This is a genomic window from Algoriphagus sp. oki45 (assembly GCF_036245605.1).
Classification (GTDB): domain Bacteria; phylum Bacteroidota; class Bacteroidia; order Cytophagales; family Cyclobacteriaceae; genus Algoriphagus.
On the sequence record NZ_BTPC01000005.1, the window covers coordinates 264,690 to 288,372 of the forward strand.

General features: G+C 43.8%; 22 protein-coding genes and 1 tRNA gene. 14 read left to right on the top strand and 9 right to left on the bottom strand.

Annotation, left to right across the window (positions count from 1 at the left end; genetic code table 11):
* Positions 1–3 precede the first annotated feature (3 nt).
* Complete coding sequence (locus AAA942_RS18875; protein ID WP_338221860.1) at positions 4–228, bottom strand: DUF3820 family protein; 225 nt, start codon at positions 226–228, stop codon at positions 4–6.
* A 294-nt stretch (positions 229–522) separates the two neighbouring features.
* On the opposite strand from AAA942_RS18875, the gene AAA942_RS18880 reads away from it, so the two are divergent.
* The 5 genes from AAA942_RS18880 to AAA942_RS18900 all read left to right on the top strand — a co-directional run bounded on the left by AAA942_RS18880 (position 523) and on the right by AAA942_RS18900 (position 7,712).
* Positions 523–1,572: an outer membrane beta-barrel protein gene (locus AAA942_RS18880; protein ID WP_338221861.1), complete on the top strand. Its 1,050-nt coding sequence runs from the start codon at positions 523–525 to the stop codon at positions 1,570–1,572.
* A 4-nt stretch (positions 1,573–1,576) separates the two neighbouring features.
* A complete protein-coding gene (locus AAA942_RS18885; RefSeq protein WP_338221862.1) occupies positions 1,577–3,373 on the top strand; it encodes a hypothetical protein in 1,797 nt (598 codons plus the stop codon).
* A 369-nt stretch (positions 3,374–3,742) separates the two neighbouring features.
* Complete coding sequence (locus tag AAA942_RS18890) at positions 3,743–3,916, top strand: hypothetical protein (RefSeq protein WP_338221863.1); 174 nt, start codon at positions 3,743–3,745, stop codon at positions 3,914–3,916.
* A gap of 71 nt (positions 3,917–3,987) precedes the next feature.
* Entirely contained in the window at positions 3,988–4,239 is a 252-nt protein-coding gene (locus tag AAA942_RS18895; RefSeq protein ID WP_338221864.1) for a hypothetical protein, read from the top strand.
* A 413-nt stretch (positions 4,240–4,652) separates the two neighbouring features.
* A complete protein-coding gene (locus tag AAA942_RS18900; protein ID WP_338221865.1) occupies positions 4,653–7,712 on the top strand; it encodes a CHAT domain-containing protein in 3,060 nt (1,019 codons plus the stop codon).
* On the opposite strand, the gene AAA942_RS18905 is transcribed toward AAA942_RS18900, so the two are convergent.
* Together AAA942_RS18905 and AAA942_RS18910 are read right to left on the bottom strand one after the other, a co-directional pair.
* A complete protein-coding gene (locus tag AAA942_RS18905; protein WP_338221866.1) occupies positions 7,692–8,408 on the bottom strand; it encodes a tetratricopeptide repeat protein in 717 nt (238 codons plus the stop codon). The two genes, AAA942_RS18900 and AAA942_RS18905, sit on opposite strands and share 21 nt — an antisense overlap.
* Positions 8,401–8,952 carry an RNA polymerase sigma factor gene (locus AAA942_RS18910; RefSeq protein ID WP_338221867.1) on the bottom strand — a complete coding sequence of 184 codons (552 nt, stop codon included), beginning with the start codon at positions 8,950–8,952 and terminating at the stop codon, positions 8,401–8,403. Before AAA942_RS18910 ends, AAA942_RS18905 begins: the two co-directional genes overlap by 8 nt.
* A gap of 73 nt (positions 8,953–9,025) precedes the next feature.
* Between AAA942_RS18910 and AAA942_RS18915 the strand changes: the two genes are divergently transcribed.
* From AAA942_RS18915 to AAA942_RS18930, 4 genes are read left to right on the top strand one after another with little or no spacing between them, the layout of a single operon-like run.
* Positions 9,026–10,423, top strand: coding sequence for an OmpA family protein (locus AAA942_RS18915; RefSeq protein WP_338221868.1), 1,398 nt, complete (start codon positions 9,026–9,028; stop codon positions 10,421–10,423).
* A 21-nt stretch (positions 10,424–10,444) separates the two neighbouring features.
* Complete coding sequence (locus AAA942_RS18920) at positions 10,445–11,746, top strand: hypothetical protein (RefSeq protein ID WP_338221869.1); 1,302 nt, start codon at positions 10,445–10,447, stop codon at positions 11,744–11,746.
* A gap of 12 nt (positions 11,747–11,758) precedes the next feature.
* Entirely contained in the window at positions 11,759–12,406 is a 648-nt protein-coding gene (locus AAA942_RS18925) for a hypothetical protein (protein WP_338221870.1), read from the top strand.
* A gap of 6 nt (positions 12,407–12,412) precedes the next feature.
* Positions 12,413–12,970 carry a hypothetical protein gene (locus AAA942_RS18930; protein ID WP_338221871.1) on the top strand — a complete coding sequence of 186 codons (558 nt, stop codon included), beginning with the start codon at positions 12,413–12,415 and terminating at the stop codon, positions 12,968–12,970.
* A gap of 265 nt (positions 12,971–13,235) precedes the next feature.
* Here the strand turns inward: AAA942_RS18930 and AAA942_RS18935 are convergent.
* From AAA942_RS18935 to mltG, 4 genes are all read right to left on the bottom strand, one after another.
* A tRNA-Ser gene (locus AAA942_RS18935) sits at positions 13,236–13,320 on the bottom strand.
* 169 nt (positions 13,321–13,489) lie between these two features.
* On the bottom strand, positions 13,490–14,464 hold the full coding sequence (locus AAA942_RS18940) for a YihY/virulence factor BrkB family protein (RefSeq protein WP_338221872.1): 975 nt from the start codon (positions 14,462–14,464) through the stop codon (positions 13,490–13,492).
* A gap of 5 nt (positions 14,465–14,469) precedes the next feature.
* Positions 14,470–14,874 carry an acyl-CoA thioesterase gene (locus tag AAA942_RS18945; protein ID WP_338221873.1) on the bottom strand — a complete coding sequence of 135 codons (405 nt, stop codon included), beginning with the start codon at positions 14,872–14,874 and terminating at the stop codon, positions 14,470–14,472.
* Between the two features lies 1 nt (position 14,875).
* Positions 14,876–15,919, bottom strand: a complete 1,044-nt coding sequence (mltG, locus tag AAA942_RS18950; protein WP_338221874.1) for an endolytic transglycosylase MltG — start codon at positions 15,917–15,919, stop codon at positions 14,876–14,878.
* A gap of 220 nt (positions 15,920–16,139) precedes the next feature.
* On the opposite strand from mltG, the gene AAA942_RS18955 reads away from it, so the two are divergent.
* The 5 genes from AAA942_RS18955 to AAA942_RS18975 all read left to right on the top strand — a co-directional run bounded on the left by AAA942_RS18955 (position 16,140) and on the right by AAA942_RS18975 (position 21,709).
* Complete coding sequence (locus AAA942_RS18955; RefSeq protein WP_338221875.1) at positions 16,140–17,243, top strand: peroxiredoxin family protein; 1,104 nt, start codon at positions 16,140–16,142, stop codon at positions 17,241–17,243.
* A gap of 31 nt (positions 17,244–17,274) precedes the next feature.
* Entirely contained in the window at positions 17,275–17,691 is a 417-nt protein-coding gene (locus tag AAA942_RS18960; protein ID WP_338221876.1) for a (deoxy)nucleoside triphosphate pyrophosphohydrolase, read from the top strand.
* A 5-nt stretch (positions 17,692–17,696) separates the two neighbouring features.
* Entirely contained in the window at positions 17,697–18,323 is a 627-nt protein-coding gene (locus AAA942_RS18965) for an L-threonylcarbamoyladenylate synthase (RefSeq protein ID WP_338221877.1), read from the top strand.
* Positions 18,324–18,469: 146 nt separating this feature from the next.
* Positions 18,470–19,093, top strand: coding sequence for a WbqC family protein (locus tag AAA942_RS18970; protein ID WP_338221878.1), 624 nt, complete (start codon positions 18,470–18,472; stop codon positions 19,091–19,093).
* An 81-nt stretch (positions 19,094–19,174) separates the two neighbouring features.
* Positions 19,175–21,709: an ATP-dependent Clp protease ATP-binding subunit gene (locus AAA942_RS18975; protein WP_338221879.1), complete on the top strand. Its 2,535-nt coding sequence runs from the start codon at positions 19,175–19,177 to the stop codon at positions 21,707–21,709.
* A gap of 50 nt (positions 21,710–21,759) precedes the next feature.
* Here the strand turns inward: AAA942_RS18975 and AAA942_RS18980 are convergent, their stop codons facing one another.
* Positions 21,760–22,191, bottom strand: a complete 432-nt coding sequence (locus tag AAA942_RS18980) for a carboxypeptidase regulatory-like domain-containing protein (RefSeq protein WP_338221880.1) — start codon at positions 22,189–22,191, stop codon at positions 21,760–21,762.
* Positions 22,192–22,259: 68 nt separating this feature from the next.
* Complete coding sequence (locus AAA942_RS18985; RefSeq protein WP_338221881.1) at positions 22,260–23,657, bottom strand: MBL fold metallo-hydrolase; 1,398 nt, start codon at positions 23,655–23,657, stop codon at positions 22,260–22,262.
* Positions 23,658–23,683 lie beyond the last annotated feature (26 nt).

Sequence of the window (23,683 nt, forward strand, 5' to 3'; positions counted from 1 at the left end):
TTTTTATACTTTTCCGTAGGTTCTTTTCAGTTCGGCAAGGATTCCTTCCAGACCATTGAGTCGAATTTCATAAAGCGAACTCAGCTGCATCCCTAGTTTGCCGGGAGGAAAGCCTTGTCCTTTCATCCATACTAGGTAGTACTCGGGAATATCACAAAGCAGTCTGCCCTTGTATTTTCCAAAGGGCATGGTTTGATTTACCAATTCGATCAAAATTTCCCTATTCATCCCTGCAAAGCTAGAGGAAAAGGAGCAAATAAATGGATTTAGAATTACCCTTGATTTTATCTCCAGCTCTTGTTTTTGTGGGGTCTTTTCGACTTGAAAATTTTTTTATTAGAAAAATCGGTTATCTATTTAACTATTGAGAACTCCCGTTACTTTTGCAACGAAAACCTGTATTCTCACTGTCTAATTATTTTCCTCTTGCTAGTTACTCCCTCCCTTGCCCCCATACGGGTATTTTTGTTGGTTTTTGGTCTGTTTTTATTCTTCTGTATTCGATTGGAGGCCCAAACTTCCATGAAAACAGATTACATCATCATTAATGATTCGATCTTCGCACAGGGAAAAGTCGAGGGAATCCCGGTGGAAGACAATCGGGTGGTTTATTTCATAAGAAGTAAGTGGGAAGGGCCTAAGCGATATTCGGTCGAAGAGGTCTCCGAATTTCAGGTATCTGAAAGGAAGTTTTTCAGAAAGCAATTGAACTGGCAAGGAAAAAGTCAATTTGTCTTTTTGGAAAGACTTCCCAGGCCTTTCGTAAAGGCGATTTTCTGGAAATTGAACGGGGAACCCAATCAATTCTTTGTGGAAGTGGATCAGGAGCTCCTTCCTTTGGAGGAGGATTATAAGGAAACTTTGAGATCAGCTTTTTCAGATAAGAGTCTGGAAAATCTGATCCCTATCACGAGGTTGAAAGAGAGTTCACTCATCTACTTTTCCAGGACAGCTACCACTATCCAGAAGGAGAGGACTTTCTCCAAGTTTGCCTCCATCACTCCCCACGCAGGTATTGGATTGAATTCGATTGAGTTTTTGATACCTGAAAGTCTCGAGGAGGTCAAGCTGCAGGCTGCTGCACCTGTGATCGGGCTGAACGGTGAATTATTTTTGAACTTTTATAGAAGCCTTTCCTTCAATTTAGGATTGAAATGGTCGCAATTGGATGCACAGCAATTCCGGCAATATTCATGGAAAGGTTCTGATTTTCAGACCGACGTATTTGTAGATATGTCTTGGGTTCAGGTACCCGTTGCCGCTCGATATTACTTTGATTTGAATCCAAATCGGTTCAGGATTTTTGCAGAAGCAGGGTTGGTTTATGTTCAGGCTTGCTATTCCACTTCAGGGCTTTTTATGGCAGAGATAGAAGGCAATCAAGTCACTACTTCTTCACCTCCTTTGGAATTGGGAACAACCTTTACCGGCACTGGATTTGGTTTGGGTGCTGATAAATATCTTCCCAATCGAAGAGCGGTAGTTTTTGGATTCAACTATTCCAAGGCTACTGGAGAAACTAAGGGTGGAGCGCTGGCAGGTTTGAATTTTTATTTGGGATATAAATTTTGAAATGATGAATTGGTTAAGACATAGTTTTTGGGTTGTAATGATTTTACTGGCCGGGACTTCCTGCCGACAAGAGGAAGAAATAACACTGAGGGATTATCCATTCATAGAGAGCTTGGGTGTCTCTGATTTGAATCAGACCGGTGTTTCAGTAAATTTTGAAATAAAGAAAGCTGGAAGAAATTCTATTCAAGAGCATGGTCTTGAGTATTTTTTGAGTTCACCCAATGCCAACCCTACGGAGTTTGCAGATGTGATGAAGGTGTCTCAGGCGGGTTCTCCCAGCGGAGAGGTCGCGTCCCTTCGGATTCAGTACGACTTGATCGATGGTAGAAATTACCTGGTAAGACCCTATGTGAAAGCAGGGGAGACGACCGTCTACGGGGAATTTCTTCCATTTACCAGTTTGGGGACGTCTCCTCCAGTAGTCACCGAGGTAAGTCCGACCTCCTTTTATAAAAGTGCCAGAATCACCATCAAGGGAGACTTTTTTAATTCGCGAATCGAAAACAATGAAGTGAGGATTCCCGAATTAGAAAATGATTTTCGTGTAACCCTTTTGAGCGCGACCAATCAGCAATTGGAAATTTTGGTAGAAAATACCTCGTATAATTTCCAGCCTACTGAGCAAAAATTCGATTTATTGATCAAAAGCGGCGGGAAGACGGTTACACTTTCAGATGTGTTTTCTATTACGGTACCTTCTATTCTGTCGGTGGAGCCCAGGCAAGTCTATGTGGGGGAAAAGCTAAAGATTTTCACCAGCTATCCTGAGCTGAACATAACTTATGATTTTTTGCTGCAATCGGGAGAAAACTTTATTCAGGAAATTTATCCATTGACCTCTTTAGAGGGAGGTGTCTATGAAGGATCAGTACGATCTCTTCCCACAGGCCCCTCTTTTATTAGAATGTCATTTCCCGGTTATTTTAGTCAATATTCCCAACCCATAGAAATTCTTCCTTCTTGGGAAGTATTCCAAGATGGACTGAATGTCCCTCAACTCCATGAATTTCGCAAGTATCCATTTGGTGACCGGATTATCTTTTGGGAAAACAGTGGGGACGAGAGGGAAAAATTTTATCAACTTCAAGTGGGAAACACGTCCTTGGAAGCATTTCAAGATGAGGCCAACCAGCCTTTTCAGCGAATTGCCGAACTGATGGTAGGGCTGAATGACAGGTATATTTATTACGGCTTGGGCGTGGAGTTTTCCAGTAATGATGAGATCCATCACAAGGATTTTCATCGCTATGATTTTCAGTCAGGTCGATGGGAAAGACTGGGCGATTTCCCTTTTGATTTTTCGCACGTAGTGAAATCATTCTCCGTCAATGGGAAAATTTATGCTGTCTTATTTAATTACCTCAATTTCCGGGAATATGATCCGATCACTGACCAATGGAGGTTAAGCGAGATTCAGGTGCCTTCTGAGGTCAGAAATACAAATAGCTGGGTAGTGGTAGGCGATTATTTCTATTTTGTTTCCGGGAATTCAACCTTGCAGATTAAAAGGTATCGTATAGGCGGGCAAGTTGAACCTGTGGCAAATGGACCTTCACTTTTCAACTTTCAAGTAAACATGAGTGAATGGAAAGGGAATTTACTGATTTCCGATGGAAGTAATCTTTACCGTTTGGACTTGAATACACTTAGATTAAATGCAATCCAACGGATCTATGAGAGCCCATTCAGTTATTTTATCTCCTGGCCTACTTCGCAAGGGTTTCTTCAGGCTTTACCGGTCAATGGGAATTCCTACATTCAGGAAAATAAAGTATATCGATTGATTCAGGAATTCTGATAGGTCTTGATTTTCTGAAAAAACGGGTTTTTTCTGCCTAAGAAATCATGGCTAAAACTAGGAAATTTGTTTTTGGATACATCCTTTGCAAAGGCAGTTTGTACCTCAAAAAAATGGGGTGAAACTGCCTTTTTTTGAAAAAATACCCAGTAGTGGGTATTTTTCTACCCTCCTCAATCCCTACCTTTGAGTAATTACAAGGCAGAAATTATAGCCTTCAAGTGGGTACTTTTTCCTGTTAATTTTTATCGGCGTGAGGAAAAATTCAGATGGGAATAAAGTTTGGCATCCAATTAGGTGATTAGTGACTACCAGCCTTTCCAATGTGTGAAAAGCTTTTTTATGATCTATTTTAAAAACAGGTTTACTTTGAAAAAACATTCCGAAAAAGTGCAAGCTAAAAGAGAGGATATTCTCAGAAAGCGCAGGGAAAAAAATGAGGAGTTTCGGATTGATTTCATGCCCCTGTGCATGGACGAGGACCTTCAGGCAATGAGCGATTTTTATCAGGAGAAAAACAAGAAAAAGGATAACCTGGATTAATACTGGCCAATTTGAGCTGGAATTGACTATTCAAAGTTTCCTTTTTTTACCTTTCGGGCAAATTTCCAAGTATGTTTGACAGTCCCGATTATCCCAAATCCCTTTCCGAAGATCAATTTGAGCTTTGGATGGAAAAGGGGAGAAACAGTCCGCTTTCCTATTCTTACCTTTTGATAATCTGGAGTGAACTGGATGAAGATTATTATCCAGTATTTGCCGAGGAGAGAGAGGCCATTGAGGGATTTGGTAGATATGGTCTTTCGGCCGAAAACCAAGTCTTGGTAGCGGCCTACGATCTTTTTTCACAAACTAGGGTGGCCTAGGAGATTTAGTTAGTTTATTCTCCAACCCGTACTTTTCCTCCATGTGACATCATCAATTCTTTGGTGGCAGAAAAGCTGCTTCTTCTTTTTTATAGGGTGTAGGCAAAGCAGGGGATCGTAATTAGGTGATGGATATGCAGGCAAATCAGATCCAAACGCTTTTGTTTCGTCCAATGCCAATATGGTGCCCTTGGCAGCCATGATGAAATCCATCGAACTGGTCAATCCTGTCCAAGTCAGTACTTTCCAAACGCCCAAGCGACAGTATCCGGAAACTTCTTTCCAATCCTTCTCATTTTTGGATTACCCCTCTGATTTTTCAGACCTAATTTAGCCTGGGAAGGCAGAAAAAAATCCGCTCATAATCCCAATTTTGCTATTTTGCACAAGCGTGGAATTAGTGGATTTTTGGTATGCAAAGATGGTTGAGTAGTCTTTTTATTTTGCTTTTCTGTGTTCAGATGGAGGGTTTTTCCCAATCATTTGATGCCTATTTGGATTCAATAGATCGGGGTAAGAAAACCAACTTTTCCTATAACCGAAAAGCTGCCTCCGACTTTATGGAGAAGGTTTTGCTTGAAGGACTTGGTTCGGAAACCCAGCTTAATCAGGCGTTTCGGGCCTGGACCGAGCTTACATTTTTTGGCAGGCGCTATCGTGAACTTTTAGAAAAAGGCCCTTCCTACCTTGAACTCTTTTCCCAAAGCCCCAACAGAAATATGCTTGAAGCCGAATGGAGCTACTTTGATTATTCTTCTCAAGTGGCCTTGACCGGAAAGCAGGATTTGGCGCATTTGCAATCTTTAGTTAATCGACTTTCGAAGTTCCCTCAAAGCAGACGAGTCTACGGGTTGTCTTTGGATCGGCTGGGAAGGACCTATTTTGACCTCAATAGGTATCGGGAAGCACTGACCGCCTTGAAGCAAGCAGATCAGATTTTTTCAGAAATGGGGTTTTTGCTCGTTTCATCGAGCAATAGAACAGTGCAAGGGGTGGTTTGGGATGCTTTGGAGCAGTTTTCGGCATCTGCTGAGGCTTATGAATCTTCTACTCAGCTTTTGGGACTCTTGGATCAGAAACCTTACAGCACCATTGCCGCCAATTCTTATAATCTTGGGATTCTATATCTGGACAGGCTAGGAGACCCATTTCGGGCCTTGCCCTATTTCAAGCAGGCTTTGGACAGTGATCGAAAAGACGGTGGTGATTCCAGTTTTTATCTGGGAGATGATTACAAAATGTTGTCTCTTTCCGCCTTAAAAATGGGAGATCTCAGCCAGGCAGAATTTCAAGCCAGAAGATCTGTGGGGCATTTTCAGGCAATCGGTCAGGAATCTTCCACCCAAATGGCCTCTTCCAAACTTCAGTTGGCATTGGTCCTTCATCATCGGAAAAAGTCTGAAGAGTCAGTCAAGCTTGCAAAGCAAGCTTTGGAAATTCTCGAAATAGAAAGACGGACAAAGAATACCGACGTACGAAGATCAAAAGCACAGGGATTTAATCAGTTGGGCCTGTATCTGAGCCAATTGGGAGATGTGACAGGCGCAAAAGCTGCGTTTGATCAAGCCTTGAGTTTGGCTGATGAGTTGGGTAGGGATATTTTTAAGATTGAGGCTTTAAAAGGCTTGATCCGTTTGGCTATGACTCAGGTAAATTTCCCTTCGGCCAGGATCTACCTTTCGGAGTTGGATCATATTCTTAATTCAAAATTCAAGGATGCAGCCTCACTTCAGGCAGAATCCAAGCTGCTCCATTTGGAACTGGAGCAAAAGGAAGGTCGAAGTAATCAGGTGAGTTGGGAGCGTTCTTTGGATCAGTTGATAGAAGAGCTGGTTAGATTAAAATCTTCCCGTGGATTGCTTTTGCAGGCTATGCGGCTAAAGGCTGTTTTTTTGCAGACGGGTACTCAAGATCAAAATGCAGCTTCAACCTTTTTGAACGAAGTTATTTCTCAGGTGGAGACTCTGAAAAGAGATCAAACCGGCCTGATCAATTCTGTCTCCGTGCTGACTGAAGTAAAGCCATTGATCGAGGAATCGCTGTTTTTGGCCTGTACATTTCAAAGAAAGGAGAAAGATAAGTCGAAGGTCTGGAGTGATTTGGCTATTAGGCTGATGGAGATCCAAAGGAAGGTGGTTTATGAACAAGGCAGAGGTGAGGAGTTGGTCAAGATGTGGAAAGAGAAAGATAAAAGGTCTTGGCAGATCATCAGGCAATCTCTGGCAGAAGTAAGGATCAAAATCGCAGGTATTCAGCAGGGCCAAAACTCCGACAAATCCAAGCTTTTGGATTGGTATGAGGAGGAGGATAGCCTTCTTAATCTTCTTTCTACTATCGAATCCAAAATGAAGTCACCAAAAGAGTCAGGCCTTGACTCCGATGTGATCCAGAGGATATTAAGCGACCTCAAGGAGGGGCAAGTATTGATTTCTTATTTTCTTGGGGAGGAATCCATTTTTTATTGGATTGGAGATTCTAAAGGATCAAGTTTTGGGTATCTGGATCATAGCGCTGACAGGATTTTGGACCTCACCTCTTGGGTAGGTCAGATCAAAAATCCCGTGAGATCGGGGTCCTTACCCGATTTATGGGTAGAGGATTGGATTCCGGGCTTTTCTTCTTCCTATCAATCCCTTACCGTAGTACCTGATGGTTTACTTTGTCAGGTGCCTCTTGAGGTTTTTAAGCTAAAGGATCAAAAGCCATTGATAGAAAATACTACCGTCCGATATATCCCTAGCTTCCAGGTCTTGCAAAAGAGGCCGATTGATCATTTAGAAAAAGACTGGATGGGTTTTGCGCCCTACTACAAGTTAAGGTCTCTGCCTGGCAACAGGGAAGAGGTGACACAATTGAGCCGTTTGACAGGAGGAGAAGCCTACTTTGACTCTGCAGCTTCCAAAGCCAATTTCTTGAATAAAGCCCCAAGGGCAGGCCTCATTCATCTGGCAGTCCATGGGGAATTGGATGGGATTTCACCCAATTTCAGTAGACTGTGGTTTGGGGATGTGGAAGAGGAGACCCTCACTGCCTTAGAGATATTCGAAATGCCACTGGAAGCAGAACTGGCCGTGCTGAGTGCCTGCAATTCGGGGGTGGGGGATGAGCAATTTGGTAACGGATTGCTCAGTTTGGCTTACTCTTTTATGGTGGCGGGGACTCAAAGTACAGTCATGAGTCTTTGGGAAGTTCCGGATAGGGAAACCGGGATTTTGATGGAAGCTTTTTACCAGCGTCTCAAGGAGGGCAATCGAAAGGACGAAGCTCTTCGCTTAGCCAAATTGGACTATTTGAGTCAGGTGAATGATCCTGCCTTGGCCGATCCGTACTTTTGGGCGGGGTTTGTCATACTAGGAGATTCTGAACCCGTTTATTCCAAATCTTATGCATGGATTTGGATGAGTATGATCTTGATTATCCTAGCTGTCGGAATGATTTGGAGACAAAAAAGGCTAAGGGAGCAATCGAATTAGTTCCTTGCTTCTTTCCTGAAAAGGTCCTTCTTCCTCGGTCAGTTGTTCCAACTGTGACTTTGCTTCCTTCTTTTGGCCTAAGTTCAGCTGGGCCAAAGCCCAATACCATCCTGCCCGGTGGCGAAGTGTGCCATCTTGGGAGGTCAATAGCGGGTCAAGAGCTTGCTTTGCCATGGAAAAATCTCCAAGCGCCAAGAGGCAGTTACCTTCATAGAGGATGACGAATTCGGGCTTTTCACTTTTATCGAGATCGGAAAAGTGCCTAAGAGCTTCTTTCCAGTCTCCTTTTTCATAAGCAATGAGGCCTTGGTTTAAGGTAGAGGATTCTCCGGCGCTTCTGGTAATGGGTTGATAGATATTGGGCTGGGGAGAAAAGTAAGCCTGAAACAATTCATTTTGGTCTTTTGGCAAAAACAGCCAAAGCCCGGCAATGCACGCAAAGAGAGCTATACTGGCAGCAGCCATCCAGAATCTCCTTCTCTGTAGATTTGCTTTTTGATCCTTCTCCAGTCGATTCAGCTCGGACCGGAAGGAGTTTTCGTCCTCATTCCACAGGGCCTTTTGCACGCCAAGCTGAAATGAGACTTCCTCCCCAAGTTCAGGATCTTGAGCGATTAGCTGTTCGAATTGTACTTTTTCAGCTTCACTCATTTCTCCTTGAAGATAGCGCTCGATCTGTAGGTCTCGGTCACTCATTGGTTTTTTGTTTTTCAAGCCAGATTTTCAATGATTTCAAGCAACGGCTTTTTTGAGCTCTGACCGTATTTTCATTTTCATAGCCTTCCTTTTCCTGGATTTCTTTGATTTTTAGTCCCTGAATGTAGAATAATGTTAACATTCTTTGGCACGAATTTCCCAATTGTCGAATTCCCTTTTGGATCAGGTTTAGGTTTTCGTCCAGGTCCTCTTTGTCTTCAGCATCTTCCCTATCCTCAATATCAGGAAATTCAGAAATGGACATCCACCCCCTTTTGCCTTCTTTTTGGATCAGGTCATAGGCCTTGTATTTTCCTATTGCAAAAAGGTAGGTCTTGAATTGATGCTTCACTTCCGACAGTTTGCCCTGGATCGCTTTTTTCCTTAAAGTGATCAGCGTATCATGAAAAATAGAGAGCGCCTCATCTTCATTTATTCCCGTTTTTCTCAGAAAAGATAAAAAGGGAGTTCTGAAGGTAGAGTAGAGCTCTTTCAGACCTAGTTCGTCTCCTGTCAACGCCTTGACCCATTTAGGATCTATCATAAAAATTTTTTCTCCGGGTGGTTAATGTTTTCTATCGCTCTACCCACTAAGCTAAAAACAAAACTATCAAACGATGAAGCGATACGTATTTTTTCTTCTGCTATTTATCGGAATGGGATTTTTGTCAGATTTTGGGCTTAGGGCTCAATTTATCAAAGATCTCAAAAAAAGAGCCGAAGAAGCAGCCAAAAGAACTGTCGAAAGAAAGACAGAAGAAAAGACGGAACAAACCACCGAGCAGGCTATTGATTCCCTTTTCAGCATCCGGGTAAAAAAGAAAAATCCCAATGCCAGCACTGGGGAGGAAGAGTGGTCAGCCGATGTTGATCCGGCGTTTCCTGAGGAAATGGAAGAACCTTTTGGCACTGACCCCGGCCCAAAGAGTTTGCAGGCATACTCCAAGTTTGATTTTATCCTCGGATCGGATATTCTGTATGCATCGGATTTTTCGGCGGATGCTCTAGGAGACATGCCCGAGGGTTGGGTGAGTTCCAGTTCACTGGAGCTGGTAGAATTAGAGGGTTTTGAAGGGAAATGGATTCAGCTGGGAAAAGGGGAAAATTCATTTACACCGTTAGATTTGGGTGAGTTGCCAGAAAACTTCACGCTGGAATTTGATCTGATCTTGGATGTGGATGCCCAGAAGTTTGCCCCGGGCACTCGTCAGTTTTTGGTGGTATTGAATGATTTGGAGTCACCCACTATTCAGCTGGGAAATAGACGTGCAGGTACTCATTTGATCAATATGGGCTTCAATGCCGATCACAAGAGTTTGGAGAAAAGATGGAAGGATAGCCAATACAATGAATTCGTGAATACTCCGATTCCAATGCTCAGTAAGGAAAATCTGGAGCGGGGTGATATGATCCGTATTTCGCTTTGGAAAAATAAAAATCGGGTCCGACTCTATCTCAATGAAGAAAAAGTATTTGACATCGTCCAAGCTCAGCCTGATCATTCTGCATTCCGATCCCTGAAATTTTATTCCAATAATGCCAATGTGGACGAGTTTTTCTACTTCTCCAATCTTCGTTTCGCCGATGCTCCGCCAATAATCAAGAACAAGCTTGCCGAAGGAGTTTTTGAGGCTACAGGGATCTATTTTGACCCGGGAAGTGCAGAGATCAGGCCGGAATCCTTCCCTTCTCTAAAGCAGATAGCCGATTTTATGCTTGCCAATGGAGGAAGCTACACCATAGCGGGCCATACAGACAATACTGGGGATAAGGAGCAAAACCGTCTCCTCTCCGAGCAGCGTGCCTCGGCCGTTCGCAAAGCTTTGGTCAATGACTTCGGAGTGGATACCAATCAGTTGGCTTCCATTGGATATGGTCAGCGGTATCCCCTTTATTCCAATGATACGTCAGAAGGAAGATCAAAAAACCGCAGGGTGGACATCATCAATCTTCAGGTAGTCTCTGACTATGAAGACAGACTCATTGAACAAGTTTTTGGAGAAAAAAGGAATTAAACCACACCAATCTATTCAATTATGAAAAGACTATTGATTTTGTTTTTTGGGCTCTTCTTGAATTTTGGAGCCCAAGCCCAGGGAAATCTCTGGACAGGTGTATGGAGCTCCGACAAAGGGGAACTTTCCATCACCCAAGCCGGGGGATACATTTACGGAGTCCATGATCAATGGGTGTTTTTTGGGAAAGTCTACCCGGGAGGGCGTAGGGCAGCCGGAACTTTTGTCAATTCGGCTCAGAAAAGTGCCGGTCGGTTTGACATCATGATTAACGGAGATAATCTTTCATTTTCCGGGTTTTTGGCTCCCGGTGAAGACTTTCGGGTTTTGACCAAAGACAATGCAATCTCATGGGACGGCAATAAAACTCAAAAAGAGCTGCTGACCTTTTCCGATAAAAACGGGAACAGTCTGGTCATGTCCGAACAGGGAATGATCAATGGACGACAGGATAATGGGCGGGTTTTTTATGGGAAAGCTAAAACCACCCAATTCGATTTTCTGACGGCTGATTTGGAACTGGCCCGGCTGGACCCTACTGGCAAACGTGCTGACCCACCCGTGAAGGGCGAATTGATCTTGTTTTCAGATCCTTTCAATCCAGCAAATGTGAAAATGGCTGTGACTGGGGTAGGATCCATCGCCCGATGGCAAGCTGCCCGGGAGGCAGAAGCTAAGCGGATAGAGGCCCAAAACAAGGCAGAAGCTTCCAAACCCATGCCGAAGGCTTCCTCCAACATGTACCGGATGAAAATGACGTACAACGATGTCACACTCACCAAAGCAAGAGTGGGACGAAACCAACGAGGGGATTTAAGTATATCCACTCTTATTCAAGGCCCAAAGCCCCGGGAGGAACAAATCAGCTACGTGCGTGATAATCGAACCCGTGGGAAAAGCAATTTTGTTTGGTTTGGTTGGATGGGGAACAACTTTGGCACTACATGGCCGGAAGGTCAAAAACGGAACATAGGCAAGTTTGTGATCTGGAATATTCCCTTTTCAACGGCTGAAATCCAGTCCTCTACCATGAAAATCACTACTTCCATGCGATTTTCCTGGGGACCTAATCTATTGGCTGCGGATATGTGGGGGGATCGATCCAACAACTTGGCTGAAATCATTAAATTCTTATCCGGTCAGACTCAAGCAGGGGACTATCCCAATGCAAGTGGTGGACGAAAACGGCTTCCGAATTCGGATGAAACTTTTTGGCTGGAAACGGTCGGAGGCAAGCGCTATGTCCGAGGCGAAGGAGAAATGTATGATGACAAGGATCATGTAAGATTTAGATACACCTATACGCTTGAATTAATCGACTAAACGAATTTGATCATGAAAAAACAACTTAGATTTTACTTCTTAGGGCTAATAATGTGTACTTCGATAAGTTTGGGACATGCACAGTCTCCTTTGGCCCTAGCCAAAAAAGAAACCCTTTCCATCCCTTCTCAGGACGGAGAGTATCAGCAGATTTTGAAAATGATCCAAGACCAAAAACCTGTATTAAACTTGGATCGCGAAGCGCTACAGCGTCTAGGGAATAGGCAGGTCCAAGGTGCACTGGTCTACAGGGTGAAACAAAATGGAAAAGTCCTCTTCGAATCGGAACGTATGCCGGTCACATTGTCTCAAAATGTTTCTGAATTTCCACTTTTTTCCCAAGGGCTGGAGGAATCCATGATCAATACCTGGGAAAAGCAGGGATTCATCCGTCGCCAGGTAGGAAGAATCGATGACCCTGAAGCAAAAGGCGGAAATCTCCCCGAACCAAAAGCTCCGCAGGATGGAAAATCAGGTGGTGCTAATTCCGGAAAAACTTCTGGAACCTTGAAACCGGGCTCCAAAGTAGAACAGCAAGGGTTTATCCGTCGGCAAGTCGGACGTATTCCCAAATCTCAATATGAGGTGGAGGTGACCCTGCAAGGACCCAATGATCGCGGCAATTCTCAGCCATCCAGCTATATCATTCATATCATTTAAAATACCATGAGAAATCACATCTTAATCATTGCCTGTACGATAGGAGTATTGGTTGCCTGCACTTCCAAAACGACTGATGAAACAATAGAGCTTGAAAATATAGACTTACTCTCAGAGTCCGACAAAGTCATGGGAGAATGGGATGCCTGTGCGGGGATGGATGAGGAGACATTCAGAAGAATATTTGAGGTGCCTGCCTCATTTCAGATGGAAGACGTCTCCGCGATGAATGTAAGTAAAGGAACTTGTGTCATGATAGCCAAAGACTCGGGTGGGGCCGGGGTCGCTTTAATGGTGCAGTTGATGTCTTTGCCATCGACCTACACGATCATTTCCAATGGATTTATGCGTGACTTTGACAAAGTGCCGGAGGATCTAAAGATAAAAGGACTGGGAAAGGCGGCAATTTGGGCAGATCAGCAAAATGCCAAACAGCGCGGAATAGTAGTCGTCGGAAATGATCACGTAGTATCCATGTACATTGAGGACAAAGGGCAAAGAGATCGGAGTACTCTCCAACCCATGCTTGAGGAATACTACCGGCATTGGCTGAAGTCTATGTGATACAAAATCCGGCTACAAAGCAATGCTATTCAAATAATTTTTCAGGAGAACGGGCAGCCGGAGTAAAAAATATGACCCCGGGTCAGTTCCCTGCAAGAGGGGCATATTTGTGTATAGGAAAAACCAGACAATCCGTCTGGTTTTTTCATACGGATTAAATTAATTATAAAGCCAACATGAAGGATTGGCTTTGAACCGATTATGTCTTTGGTTTGGTTTGAGGATAAAAAATAAAAAAGCCAGACTTTCGTCTGGCTTTCAAATGCAGAGGAGGAGGGATTCGAACCCCCGGTACCTCGCGGTACAACGGTTTTCAAGACCGCCGCAATCGACCACTCTGCCACTCCTCTAATTTGACTTGAGTTGTTTAAAGACCGCCGTCCCGAAGTATTTCGGGAAGCACTCTGCCACTCCTCTAGTTCTCGTCTTTTGTCGATCGAGTTTGCAAAAGTAAATCCTTTACACTTTTCAGGCAAGTAGCTTTTTCACTTTTCTCCTAAGTGCCTGATTATATCCTAATTATTTTTCCTGCAGATCATCGGCTAGCACTTTTCTTCGGCTTTCTCTTTGTTTTTGCTTTTCTTCTGCCAGATCCAAACTCACATTGACCTCAAAGCAGACCAGGACAATCATGGACGTAATGAAAAGCCAGAGCATCAGTGCAATCAGGGTTCCAATGGATCCATAGAGCTTGTTGTAGCTTGCGAAATTTTCCAGATAGAATATAAATCCGTAGAAGCCTAAGGTGATCAGAAAGCCGGACAGTTGGGCACCGATGGAGAAAAAGTTCCACTTGTCGTGAACAGCCGGAGCAAATCTGAAAATAAACGCAGAGGTGATAAAAAAGACCGCCAGTAAGGTGAAGAACTTGAGGGTGTTGAATAAAAAGTACATGAATCCACTGTTGAATACATGCAGTTCATCCAGTCTGTTGATGAAAATTTCACCTAGAATCATGACCAAACTGGCTGCGATAATGGTCACCACCAAAGCGGTTACAATACTTATCGCTATCAGTCTCGTTCCGAAAAAGCCCCGATTCTCCTTGGTTCGATAGACCGAATTGAAGGAGTCCATCATGGATACCACACCTTGGGTAGATGCAAAAAGGGCAAAAAAGAAACCAAAGGACAAGAGACTTTGCCGGGGTTTGGATACGATATCCATCAGAGTGGTTTCGACATTTTGGTAAATACCCAATGGAACAATGCTTCTAACGAAACTCAAAATAGTTTCAGTTGTCACCATGGGGTAAAAATGCTGGATGTAGGGAATCAGATTTAGGATAAATAGCAACAATGGGAAAAGGGCCAATGTGTAGCTAAAAGCCATGGATCCTGCCCGCTCATTGATATCGTCTTTTTTAAGTTGTTGGATAAAAATCCGGGTGACATCATAAAGATTCTTATCCGGGTGCCCAAAGTGGATCTTTTTTAATCGCCTTGCTTTGAGCTGCAGTCGTACTCTGTATTTGAAAATTTTTTCTTTGACCACTTTCCTTAAAAATAGCGTTTCAATAAATCTAATAAAATTCCCGGTGGTCGGGTGGGCTGATGGGTATCTTTTTTCAAAAATGCCAGTGTGGTCCAGCCTTCCGTGATCAATTCTTGAGCTTCATTAAGTACTTGATATTCAAATCGAATTCTTACTCCCGGAAGTTGGGGGATTGTGGTTTTGATGGTCAAAAGCTCGTCGTATTTTCCAGGCTTGAGGTAGCGAAAATGGCTTTCCAGGACCGGCATCATCACCCCGTCTTCTTCCATTTTCCGGTAGGAAAAACCGGCCGATCGCATGGCTTCCACACGGGCCACCTCAAAGTACATGGCGTAGTTGCCATAGTAGACGTAGCCCATTTGGTCTGTTTCGGCGTAGCGGACTCGGATTTGGGTTTCGGCTTGGAACATCCTAAAATATTTTTGCAGCGTTCAGTGCGGCCTGATAGCGCCTCGCGTTGGCCAAATGCTCATTGTAAGTGACCGCGAAGGCATGATATCCTGAAAAATCCTCCTTGGCGCAGAAGTACATGTACTGGTGCTTTTCAGCATTGAGTACGGCATTGAGAGAATTGATATCCGGTAAATTAATCGGTCCTGGAGGAAGTCCGGTGTTTTTGTAGGTATTATATGGGCTGTCGATTTCCTTGTGAATGTTCAGAATTCGTTTCAGGGTGAAATCCCCCGCGGCATAGACCAGCGTGGGGTCGGCTTGGAGAGCCATTCCGATTTTCATCCGGTTGAGATATACCCCCGCAATTTTAGCCCTTTCGTCCGCCTTTTGGCTTTCTGCCTGCACGATGGAAGCCAGAGTGCTGACTTCTTTTGGAGTCAGTCCTATAGCCTGAGCTTTTTGCTTTCTTTCTTCTGTCCAAAAGGCTTGATACTCCCGATACATCCGGTCAAAAAGTCCCTCGGCGCTGGTATTCCACCAAAGCTCATAGGTATTGGGAATAAACATGGAGAGAATGGTCTCCTCTTCAAAATCAAACTTTCGAATAAAGACTGAATCCTGAATAAGACTGAGAATCTGATCGGGATTTACTTCCAAGTTTGCAGTAATTTTCTCTGCCAACTCTTCTTTGGTTCGTACGTTGTTGAAAGTCACCTTCACAGGTACCTGATCTCCAGCCCTCAGCCTTCGGACCAATTCAATATTACTCATCTTGGGATCTATCCGATACAGTCCGGGTTTTACTGCCTCTTGATAATCGAGGACTTTGGCCACGAAACTAAAGCTGAGGGCATCATTGATTACCTGATCCTCATAGAGTTGGCTGCTGACTGTTTTGAATACCGATCCGGTAGGAATCTTTAGATAGTAGGGCTGATCCTTCTCTATCAAGGTATTGGGACTGAAAAAGACCTGATAGAAATAGAAGGTCATCGAAATCGCCAAGACGGAGATAGAAACCAAGGCGACGAGCAATATTTTTTTACGCTTCTCGAGTTGCATAGGGGGCAAAAATAGGAAATAAAACCGGGGGAATTAAAAAGTTGGGCTTGCCTTGAATTTACGATTTGGGATTTTTGATTTACGGCCCACAGAATATCTTTAAAGTTAGTCTTTCCAAGTTGTAATTCTTGATTTAAGGGAGAATATTTCATTTTCTGACTTACAAATACTAAGGGTTCTATTATTTTGGGTGATCATGATTTGTTTTTAAAAATTAGGTATGAAAAAAGAGTTGTTTATTTTCTCACTTGCGGCTTTAGGTTTTGGGTGCGAGAAGACCCTTTCACCAGAGGAAGTATTACATAGTTCCAAAAATAAAATCCTAGAGGCTGAGCAAATTGGGTTTAATCAAATGATGCTTTGGGAAGATCCTAACTTAGGAGATATCGATACTATTTTTCTTGAGTCATTCTTTCGGAAGAATCCTAATGCGGAATTAGGGTATGACTTTTTTGGAAAAAAGGAGGATGTAGAATTCTGGTTTGTAGAAAACGTTTCTTATGGAGTAGATCACAAAAAAAAGGAAGTGACTGTATGGGAAAATCAACCAGACTTACTTCGGGGAAATGCTTACAGGTCATTTAGCCCAATCCATTTGCTGGTCCAAGAGCCATTTGCCTACAGAAAAGATACAGTGATAAGCAGGAAAACCCTGATGGATTTTGTTTGGGTGGAAATGGATACGGTGATTTCCGAGAAGAAAATTTATCTCGAAAATCATCTGTTTATCAATCCTGCCAATTCCCTACCAGAGTTTCTTTCACGGAGACTTTATCACGACGGCAAAAGAAATCAGCTGATTGAAGTTTTTTATTCTAATTATACCTTTTATCAAGGTGAAGACCCTTTGCAGCCCAATTTCCCAAAAGGTTATATTTCAAAAGTAGAAGATGAAAAAACGATAGTGTCAAATCTCCTTAAAGTGGGTGATACTGCACCGGATTTCAAACTTCAAGATATTCAGGGGGAATGGGTAAAATTGAGTGATTTTCAGGGGAAAAAAGTGCTCTTGGATTTTTCTATGATCCACTGTGGCTGGTGTAAGATCGCAATCGATGAGTTTAAAAAGCCCTCTTTTTCCTTTGCCGAAAATGTAGTTCCATTATATGTCAATCCCGTGGATGACATTTCGAAAATGGAAAAATATCAGGCTAAAGTGGGAATACCTTTTCCAGCGTTAATCGATGCTCAAGAAGTAGGTTCAGCCTTTGGAGTTAAAGGATATCCAACCTTCTACCTGATTGATGAAAAAGGAAAAATTGAGTTAGTTAATGAAGGGTATTCAGACAATTTGATCCAAATTTTGAATTCCCATAAGGAATGACAAGAAGGTTTTAATTCGGATTTTGAAAGAAATGAAAATCATCCCCGTCACTTGTGCACTCATTTTCTCGGAAGGGAAAGTTCTCGCTACCCGAAGGTCCCAAACCATGGATTTGCCGGGCAAATGGGAATTTCCCGGTGGAAAAGTGGAGGAAGACGAAAGTCCGGAGGAGTGCTTGAAGAGGGAAATTCAGGAGGAGCTGGCCATTGAGATTGAAATTTTAGAAAAATTGAGCCCAGCCGATTTTACCTATCCTACAAAAACCATCCGGCTAATTCCCATGGCGGCATATAAAGTGGGAGGGCAAGTCCATTTGGCAGAGCATGATCAATTCCTTTGGCTGGAAAAAAAAGACCTGCTTTCCTTGGATTGGGCACCTGCTGATTTGCCCATTGTGCACGAATTAATCGAAAAATGGGTTAAGCTTGTAGATTCAAAAGAAAGGTAACAACCATGGCCGAGTTTATCAGGCTTTATGAAGAAAATCCGGACCCTCGACGAGTTCGACAAATTGTAGAGATCTTACGAAATGGAGGGATAATCATTTATCCAACCGACACCGTGTATGGTTTGGGATGCGACATCACTAACCAAAAGGCCGTGGAAAAGATCTGCAAAATCAAAGGCATCAACCCCAAGAAGCACAACTTTTCCTTTGTATGTGCCGACCTGAGCAATATTTCTCAGTACACTCGGGTGATCACCAAGCCGGTTTTCAAGATGATGAAAAAAGGCCTTCCAGGACCCTTTACCTTTATTTTGGAAGCCAGCTCCCAAGTGCCAAAAATCCTTCATAGCAATAAAAAAACAGTGGGTATCCGGGTCCCCAACCATGGAGTGCCCCGGGCTATCGTGGAGGAACTTGGTCAACCCATCCTTTCCACCTCCATTCATGATGAGGATGAGATCATCGAGTACAGTACCGACCCGGAATTGATTTTTGAAAAGTATCAAAATCTCGTGGATGTGGTCATCGATGGGGGATATGGGTCCAATGTGCCTTCTACTATTTTGGATTGTACCGGGGACGAGGTAGTTCTGCTTCGTGAAGGACTTGGGAACTTGGAGGAAATTCTTTGATAGAGAAAAGAAACAAGAGGCAAGAAACAAGAAACAAGAAGCAAGAGACAAGGCTTCGACTTCGCTCAGCCTGACAAAAGACAACCTATAACCCTATCCTACTTCCCACAACGGACACAGAAAAACTATTAACCAATCCCTCAACCTTGAAAAGAATTGCCGTCGATCTTCATTACCTGCCGACACTAGAATGGTTCAGTGCTATAATTGATGCTGAGGAGATTCTTCTTTTTCCCAAAAACCAGTACCAAAGGCAGTCCTATTTCAACCGAACCCGGATTTTGCTGGCTAACAAGGTAGAGACCCTCAGTATTCCTATCCAAGGGAGGCGTCCAAGACTTCCTTTGGATCAGATTAAAATTGACTATTCACAAAAGTGGCCGTCAATTCACCTCCGCGGGATTCAGAGTGCCTATGGCAAGGCGCCTTTCTTTGAGTTTTTCTTTCCTTACTTTCTCCCTGTATTCGAAAGTCAAACGGAAAGTCTGTGGGAATTCAATACCCGATTGCTGACAATATGTCTTAAGCTTCTGCGATGGCCTGTCAAAGTATCGGTTGTGGAGGATTCCGCACATATCCCTGATTTCCTAGACCAAAGACGGCTTATCGTGCCTTCAAGGCCTTTTTGGGAGAGGAATTTCTATCAGCCGAATGCTTACCCTCAGCTTTTTGGCTTAGACTTTGAGCCCAACCTGAGTATTCTGGATTTGTTGTTTTGCATGGGGCCCGAGGCCGGAAATGTTCTCAAAAGCTCCGCAAAAAAAGAATGAACAATCGTTAAAATGATTGTGTTTTTAAAACAAATTCGGTAACATACGTACAGATTTATTATACAATCAGAAAGGAAATAAATGGAAGCAAAATTTTCAAATAGAGTCAAAGAGGTGATTTCTCTCAGCCGGGAGGAAGCCCTGCGTCTGGGGCACGATTACATCGGCACAGAGCACCTCTTGCTAGGGATGATTCGCGAGGGAGAAGGTGTAGCTGTTTCCATTCTTAAGAAATTGGGCGTGCCTCTGGATGAGCTGCGCAATGCGATTGAACGAGCGGTAAAGGGAACTGCCAATCATAATGTGAAAAACATGGCCAACATTCCCCTGACCCGGCAGTCCGAGAAGGTATTGAAAATTACCTACCTCGAGGCTAAGATTTTCAAAAGCCAATTGATAGGCACTGAGCACTTGCTGCTTTCTATCCTTAGGGATGAAGACAATATTGCCACTCAAATCCTGAATAAGTTTGAGGTAGGTTACGACACGATCAAAGATATGCTGGAAATGCAATCCGACCCGGGTGCTAGTCCAAGATCCAAAGCAGAAGCTGAGGATGGGGATGATGATGGCTCAAAATTGTTTGGATCCTCTGGGTCTGGTACAGGAAGTGGATCTAAGCCTGGGTCTGAAAAATCAAGAACTCCTGTCTTGGATAATTTCGGCAGGGATTTGACCAAAATGGCCGAAGAGGACAAACTAGATCCAATCATTGGTCGAGAAAAGGAAATTGAGCGAGTAGCTCAGATCCTTTCAAGAAGAAAGAAAAACAACCCTATTCTGATCGGTGAGCCTGGAGTAGGTAAAACGGCCATTGCTGAAGGTCTTGCCTTAAGAATTGTTCAGAAAAAAGTTTCCCGCGTGCTTTTCAACAAGCGCGTGGTCACGCTGGATCTCGCCTCGTTGGTGGCCGGTACCAAGTACCGGGGACAGTTTGAGGAGCGAATGAAGGCGGTGATGAATGAATTGGAGAAGTCTCCAAATGTCATTCTTTTCATCGATGAGCTTCACACGATTGTTGGAGCGGGAGGTGCATCCGGTTCTTTGGATGCTTCCAATATGTTCAAACCGGCTTTGGCAAGAGGTGAAATCCAATGTATCGGAGCTACGACCTTGGATGAATACCGACAATATATCGAGAAAGACGGAGCACTTGCCCGAAGATTCCAGATGGTGATGGTCGATGCGACCTCTCCTGAAGAGACCATCCAGATCTTGAATAACATCAAGGATAAGTACGAGGATCACCATAATGTAATTTACACGCCGGAGGCAATTGACGCTTGCGTTAAGCTTTCGGATCGATACATTTCCGATCGATTCCTTCCAGACAAGGCTATCGATATTCTTGATGAAGCAGGTGCACGGGTGCATATCAACAACATTCATGTGCCTGAGGAAATTCTCAAACTCGAAGCAGAAGTTGAAAACATCAAGACAGAGAAAAACCGGGTAGTCAAATCCCAGAAATACGAAGAAGCAGCTCAACTCCGGGATAAGGAGAAGAAGCTGTTGGAGCAACTCGAAATCGCCAAAGCTAAGTGGGAGGATGAAAGTAAGTCCAAGCGCTTCACGGTGGAGGAAGACAATGTCGCCGAAGTGATCGCCATGATGACTGGTATTCCTGCCAAGCGAATCGCCCAAAATGAAGGAAACAAACTTCTTAACATGGGTGAAGAGCTGAAAGGAAAAGTGATTGGTCAGGATGAGGCGATTAAAAAGCTAACCAAAGCCATCCAAAGAACCCGGGTGGGACTTAAAGATCCCAAAAAGCCCATTGGTTCATTTATCTTCCTAGGCCCAACCGGGGTAGGAAAGACAGAATTGGCGAAGACTTTGGCTGCCTACCTGTTTGACAAAGAAGACTCACTCATCCGAATCGATATGTCTGAGTATATGGAGAAATTCTCCGTTTCCAGATTGGTAGGAGCCCCTCCAGGCTACGTGGGCTATGAAGAAGGTGGCCAATTGACCGAGAAAGTCAGAAGAAAGCCCTACTCTGTGGTCCTTTTGGATGAAATCGAGAAAGCTCACCCGGATGTGTTCAATATTCTTCTTCAGGTGTTGGATGATGGAATCTTGACTGACGGATTGGGCAGAAGAGTAGACTTCAGAAATACGATCATTATCATGACCTCCAATATCGGGGTTAGAGACTTGAAAGACTTTGGGGCAGGGATTGGCTTTGCCAACCGTGCCAAGCAGGAGAATATGGACGAAATCATGAAGTCCACCATTCAGTCTGCTTTGAAAAAGGCTTTCAGTCCTGAATTCCTCAACCGATTGGATGATGTGGTTGTGTTTAATTCTCTTGGAAAAGAAGATATCTTCAAAATCATCGATATCAGCTTGGGTAAATTATTCCACAGAATTACCGAATTGGGTTACCAAATCGAACTCACCGATAAAGCCAAAGACTTCTTGGCCGAGAAAGGTTACGATCAGCAGTATGGTGCCCGACCGCTGAACCGTGCAATTCAAAAGTACCTTGAAGATGCCATCGCTGAGGAAATCCTCAAAGGTGACCTTTCTGAAGGGGACGTAATTACTGCGGACTATTCAGGTGAAGGAACGGAGCTTACCATAGTTGTAAAGAAAAAAGAAAAGGCAGATTAATCTGCCTTCTTCCCAAATCAAGCCCTGAAGACGCTGTTTTCAGGGCTTTTTTAATATACAGCCTTGTAGTTGATCTGGATATCCACTAAGGTCCATTCTCCTTCTTTCACGGTGACCGGCATGGCATTTCCTTCTCCATCAAAAATATTGGCAAAAAGCCCTCCTTCTTCTACCGTGAACACTGAGTATTTCCCTGGGGCTAGCTGAAGGCTATATTTTCCATTAGCATCTGTTTCAACTTGGGCAATGGGTTTGACTGCTAAAGAGACAAAAAGCCCATCTTCCATTTTCATATCATTGATACTCACTAGGGGATATACCTCCAGTTTACGTTTTACTCCTTCAGGTTTTGGTAGTACCTCTTCACCAGTATCCGAAATTCGAGGCATCAGATTGCCTTCTACCCAAGTGATTGTACCGGTAATTCCTTGTCCTTCGGGTTGGTATGGCTTGCAGGAGTGGAGGGTCGAAAATAGGGGCATGACCAAGATTAATAGAAGTTTGAAAATGTGTCTGCAGCTATTCATAATTGGATTGGACGGGATTTTTATCATATACCCTCAAAGAGGACTATGGACTCAAGGTATTGAGGGATGATTGTATGCCAGCCTAATTCTTCGGTTAGCTTTTGAGAGAGTACTTCTGCGCTGTCTTTTTCCCCGTGGACAATAAAGGTCATTTTGGGCACCTCACAGAACCCTTCTGCCCATTCCATCAACTCATCCTGATCCGCATGGGCAGAAAGTCCTTCGATTTGGTAGATTTTTGCCTTGACTGGCACCTCTTGTCCATAAATTCGAATCTCGGGCTCCTCCTCCAATAATCTTCTCCCTCGTGTGCCTTCGGCCTGATACCCGACGAGGATTACCCCGTTTTTTTCCGAAGGAAGATGATGGAAAAGATGATGAAGTACCCGCCCTCCTGTAGCCATACCACTTGCTGAGATGATGATGGCATTGCCCCGATATTCATTGAGCGTCATGGATTGTTGCTGCTTCTGAAAATAATGGAGCTGAGGATGCTTAAATGGGTGCTCGTTTTCTTCCAGCATCGCAGTCAATCTATGGTCGGTATGAAAGTCCAAATACAATTTGGTGGCATCAATTGCCATCGGGCTATCCAGAAAAATCGGGACTTTTGGAATTTTCTTTTTCTCCATCAACTGATACAGGTGGTACAAGACCAGTTGAGTTCGGCCAATGGCAAAGGAGGGAATTATGACCAGTCCTCCCCGGTCAAAGGTATCATTGATAGCGGCTCCTAATTCGGCTTCCGGCCTTATTTGAGGTGCTTTTCGGTCTCCATAAGTTGACTCGATCCAAAGCACATCTGCTTTGGGAATGGAAGTAGGAGGGTATAGCACAGGGTCATGATATCTGCCTAGGTCTCCTGAGAATACCAGCTTTTTGGTTTGGGAATCTCCCTGAATCATCACTTTGGCTATAGCGGCACCAAGAATGTGACCGGCATGATAGTAGGTGACTTGAACATTTTTTGAAATGGAAAAGGTCTTTTCGAAAGGCTGCGGGACCAAGAGAGGGAATACTGCCTCAGCATCTTCTACGGTATAGAGAGGCTGCGGGTCTTCGTGACGGGAATATCCTTTCTTTTTGGCGAATTCCGCTTCTTCTTCCTGAAGTTTACCTGAATCAAGAAGTAAGATTTTTGCCAATTCAGCTGTGGCTTCGGTACAATAGATGGGGCCTTTGAATCCCTGTTTGACTATTTTCGGTAAGTATCCCACATGGTCTAGATGGCCATGAGTAAGGATGATTGCCTCCAAGGCTTCTACAGGCATGGGGAATTTGTCCCAGTTTCTTTCTCTCAGGTCTCTTGGGCCTTGGAAAAGTCCACAATCCACCAGAAACTCAAACTCTCCCAGATCGACCAGGTATTTAGATCCTGTGACAGATCCTGAACCTCCCAAAAACTTGACTTTGACATCCATTTGAATTCCTTTTTTATTCCAGAAGG

Excerpts from the sequence above, each read along its gene's own strand:
- AAA942_RS18875 (WP_338221860.1), bottom strand. The coding sequence starts at position 228 with ATGAATAGGGAAATTTTGATCGAATTGGTAAATCAAACCATGCCCTTT.
- AAA942_RS18880 (WP_338221861.1), top strand. The coding sequence starts at position 523 with ATGAAAACAGATTACATCATCATTAATGATTCGATCTTCGCACAGGGA.
- AAA942_RS18885 (WP_338221862.1), top strand. The coding sequence starts at position 1,577 with ATGAATTGGTTAAGACATAGTTTTTGGGTTGTAATGATTTTACTGGCC.
- AAA942_RS18895 (WP_338221864.1), top strand. The coding sequence starts at position 3,988 with ATGTTTGACAGTCCCGATTATCCCAAATCCCTTTCCGAAGATCAATTT.
- AAA942_RS18900 (WP_338221865.1), top strand. The coding sequence starts at position 4,653 with ATGCAAAGATGGTTGAGTAGTCTTTTTATTTTGCTTTTCTGTGTTCAG.
- AAA942_RS18905 (WP_338221866.1), bottom strand. The coding sequence starts at position 8,408 with ATGAGTGACCGAGACCTACAGATCGAGCGCTATCTTCAAGGAGAAATG.
- AAA942_RS18910 (WP_338221867.1), bottom strand. The coding sequence starts at position 8,952 with ATGATAGATCCTAAATGGGTCAAGGCGTTGACAGGAGACGAACTAGGT.
- AAA942_RS18915 (WP_338221868.1), top strand. The coding sequence starts at position 9,026 with ATGAAGCGATACGTATTTTTTCTTCTGCTATTTATCGGAATGGGATTT.
- AAA942_RS18920 (WP_338221869.1), top strand. The coding sequence starts at position 10,445 with ATGAAAAGACTATTGATTTTGTTTTTTGGGCTCTTCTTGAATTTTGGA.
- AAA942_RS18925 (WP_338221870.1), top strand. The coding sequence starts at position 11,759 with ATGAAAAAACAACTTAGATTTTACTTCTTAGGGCTAATAATGTGTACT.
- AAA942_RS18930 (WP_338221871.1), top strand. The coding sequence starts at position 12,413 with ATGAGAAATCACATCTTAATCATTGCCTGTACGATAGGAGTATTGGTT.
- AAA942_RS18945 (WP_338221873.1), bottom strand. The coding sequence starts at position 14,874 with ATGTTCCAAGCCGAAACCCAAATCCGAGTCCGCTACGCCGAAACAGAC.
- mltG (WP_338221874.1), bottom strand. The coding sequence starts at position 15,919 with ATGCAACTCGAGAAGCGTAAAAAAATATTGCTCGTCGCCTTGGTTTCT.
- AAA942_RS18955 (WP_338221875.1), top strand. The coding sequence starts at position 16,140 with ATGAAAAAAGAGTTGTTTATTTTCTCACTTGCGGCTTTAGGTTTTGGG.
- AAA942_RS18960 (WP_338221876.1), top strand. The coding sequence starts at position 17,275 with ATGAAAATCATCCCCGTCACTTGTGCACTCATTTTCTCGGAAGGGAAA.
- AAA942_RS18965 (WP_338221877.1), top strand. The coding sequence starts at position 17,697 with ATGGCCGAGTTTATCAGGCTTTATGAAGAAAATCCGGACCCTCGACGA.
- AAA942_RS18975 (WP_338221879.1), top strand. The coding sequence starts at position 19,175 with ATGGAAGCAAAATTTTCAAATAGAGTCAAAGAGGTGATTTCTCTCAGC.
- AAA942_RS18980 (WP_338221880.1), bottom strand. The coding sequence starts at position 22,191 with ATGCCCCTATTTTCGACCCTCCACTCCTGCAAGCCATACCAACCCGAA.
- AAA942_RS18985 (WP_338221881.1), bottom strand. The coding sequence starts at position 23,657 with ATGGATGTCAAAGTCAAGTTTTTGGGAGGTTCAGGATCTGTCACAGGA.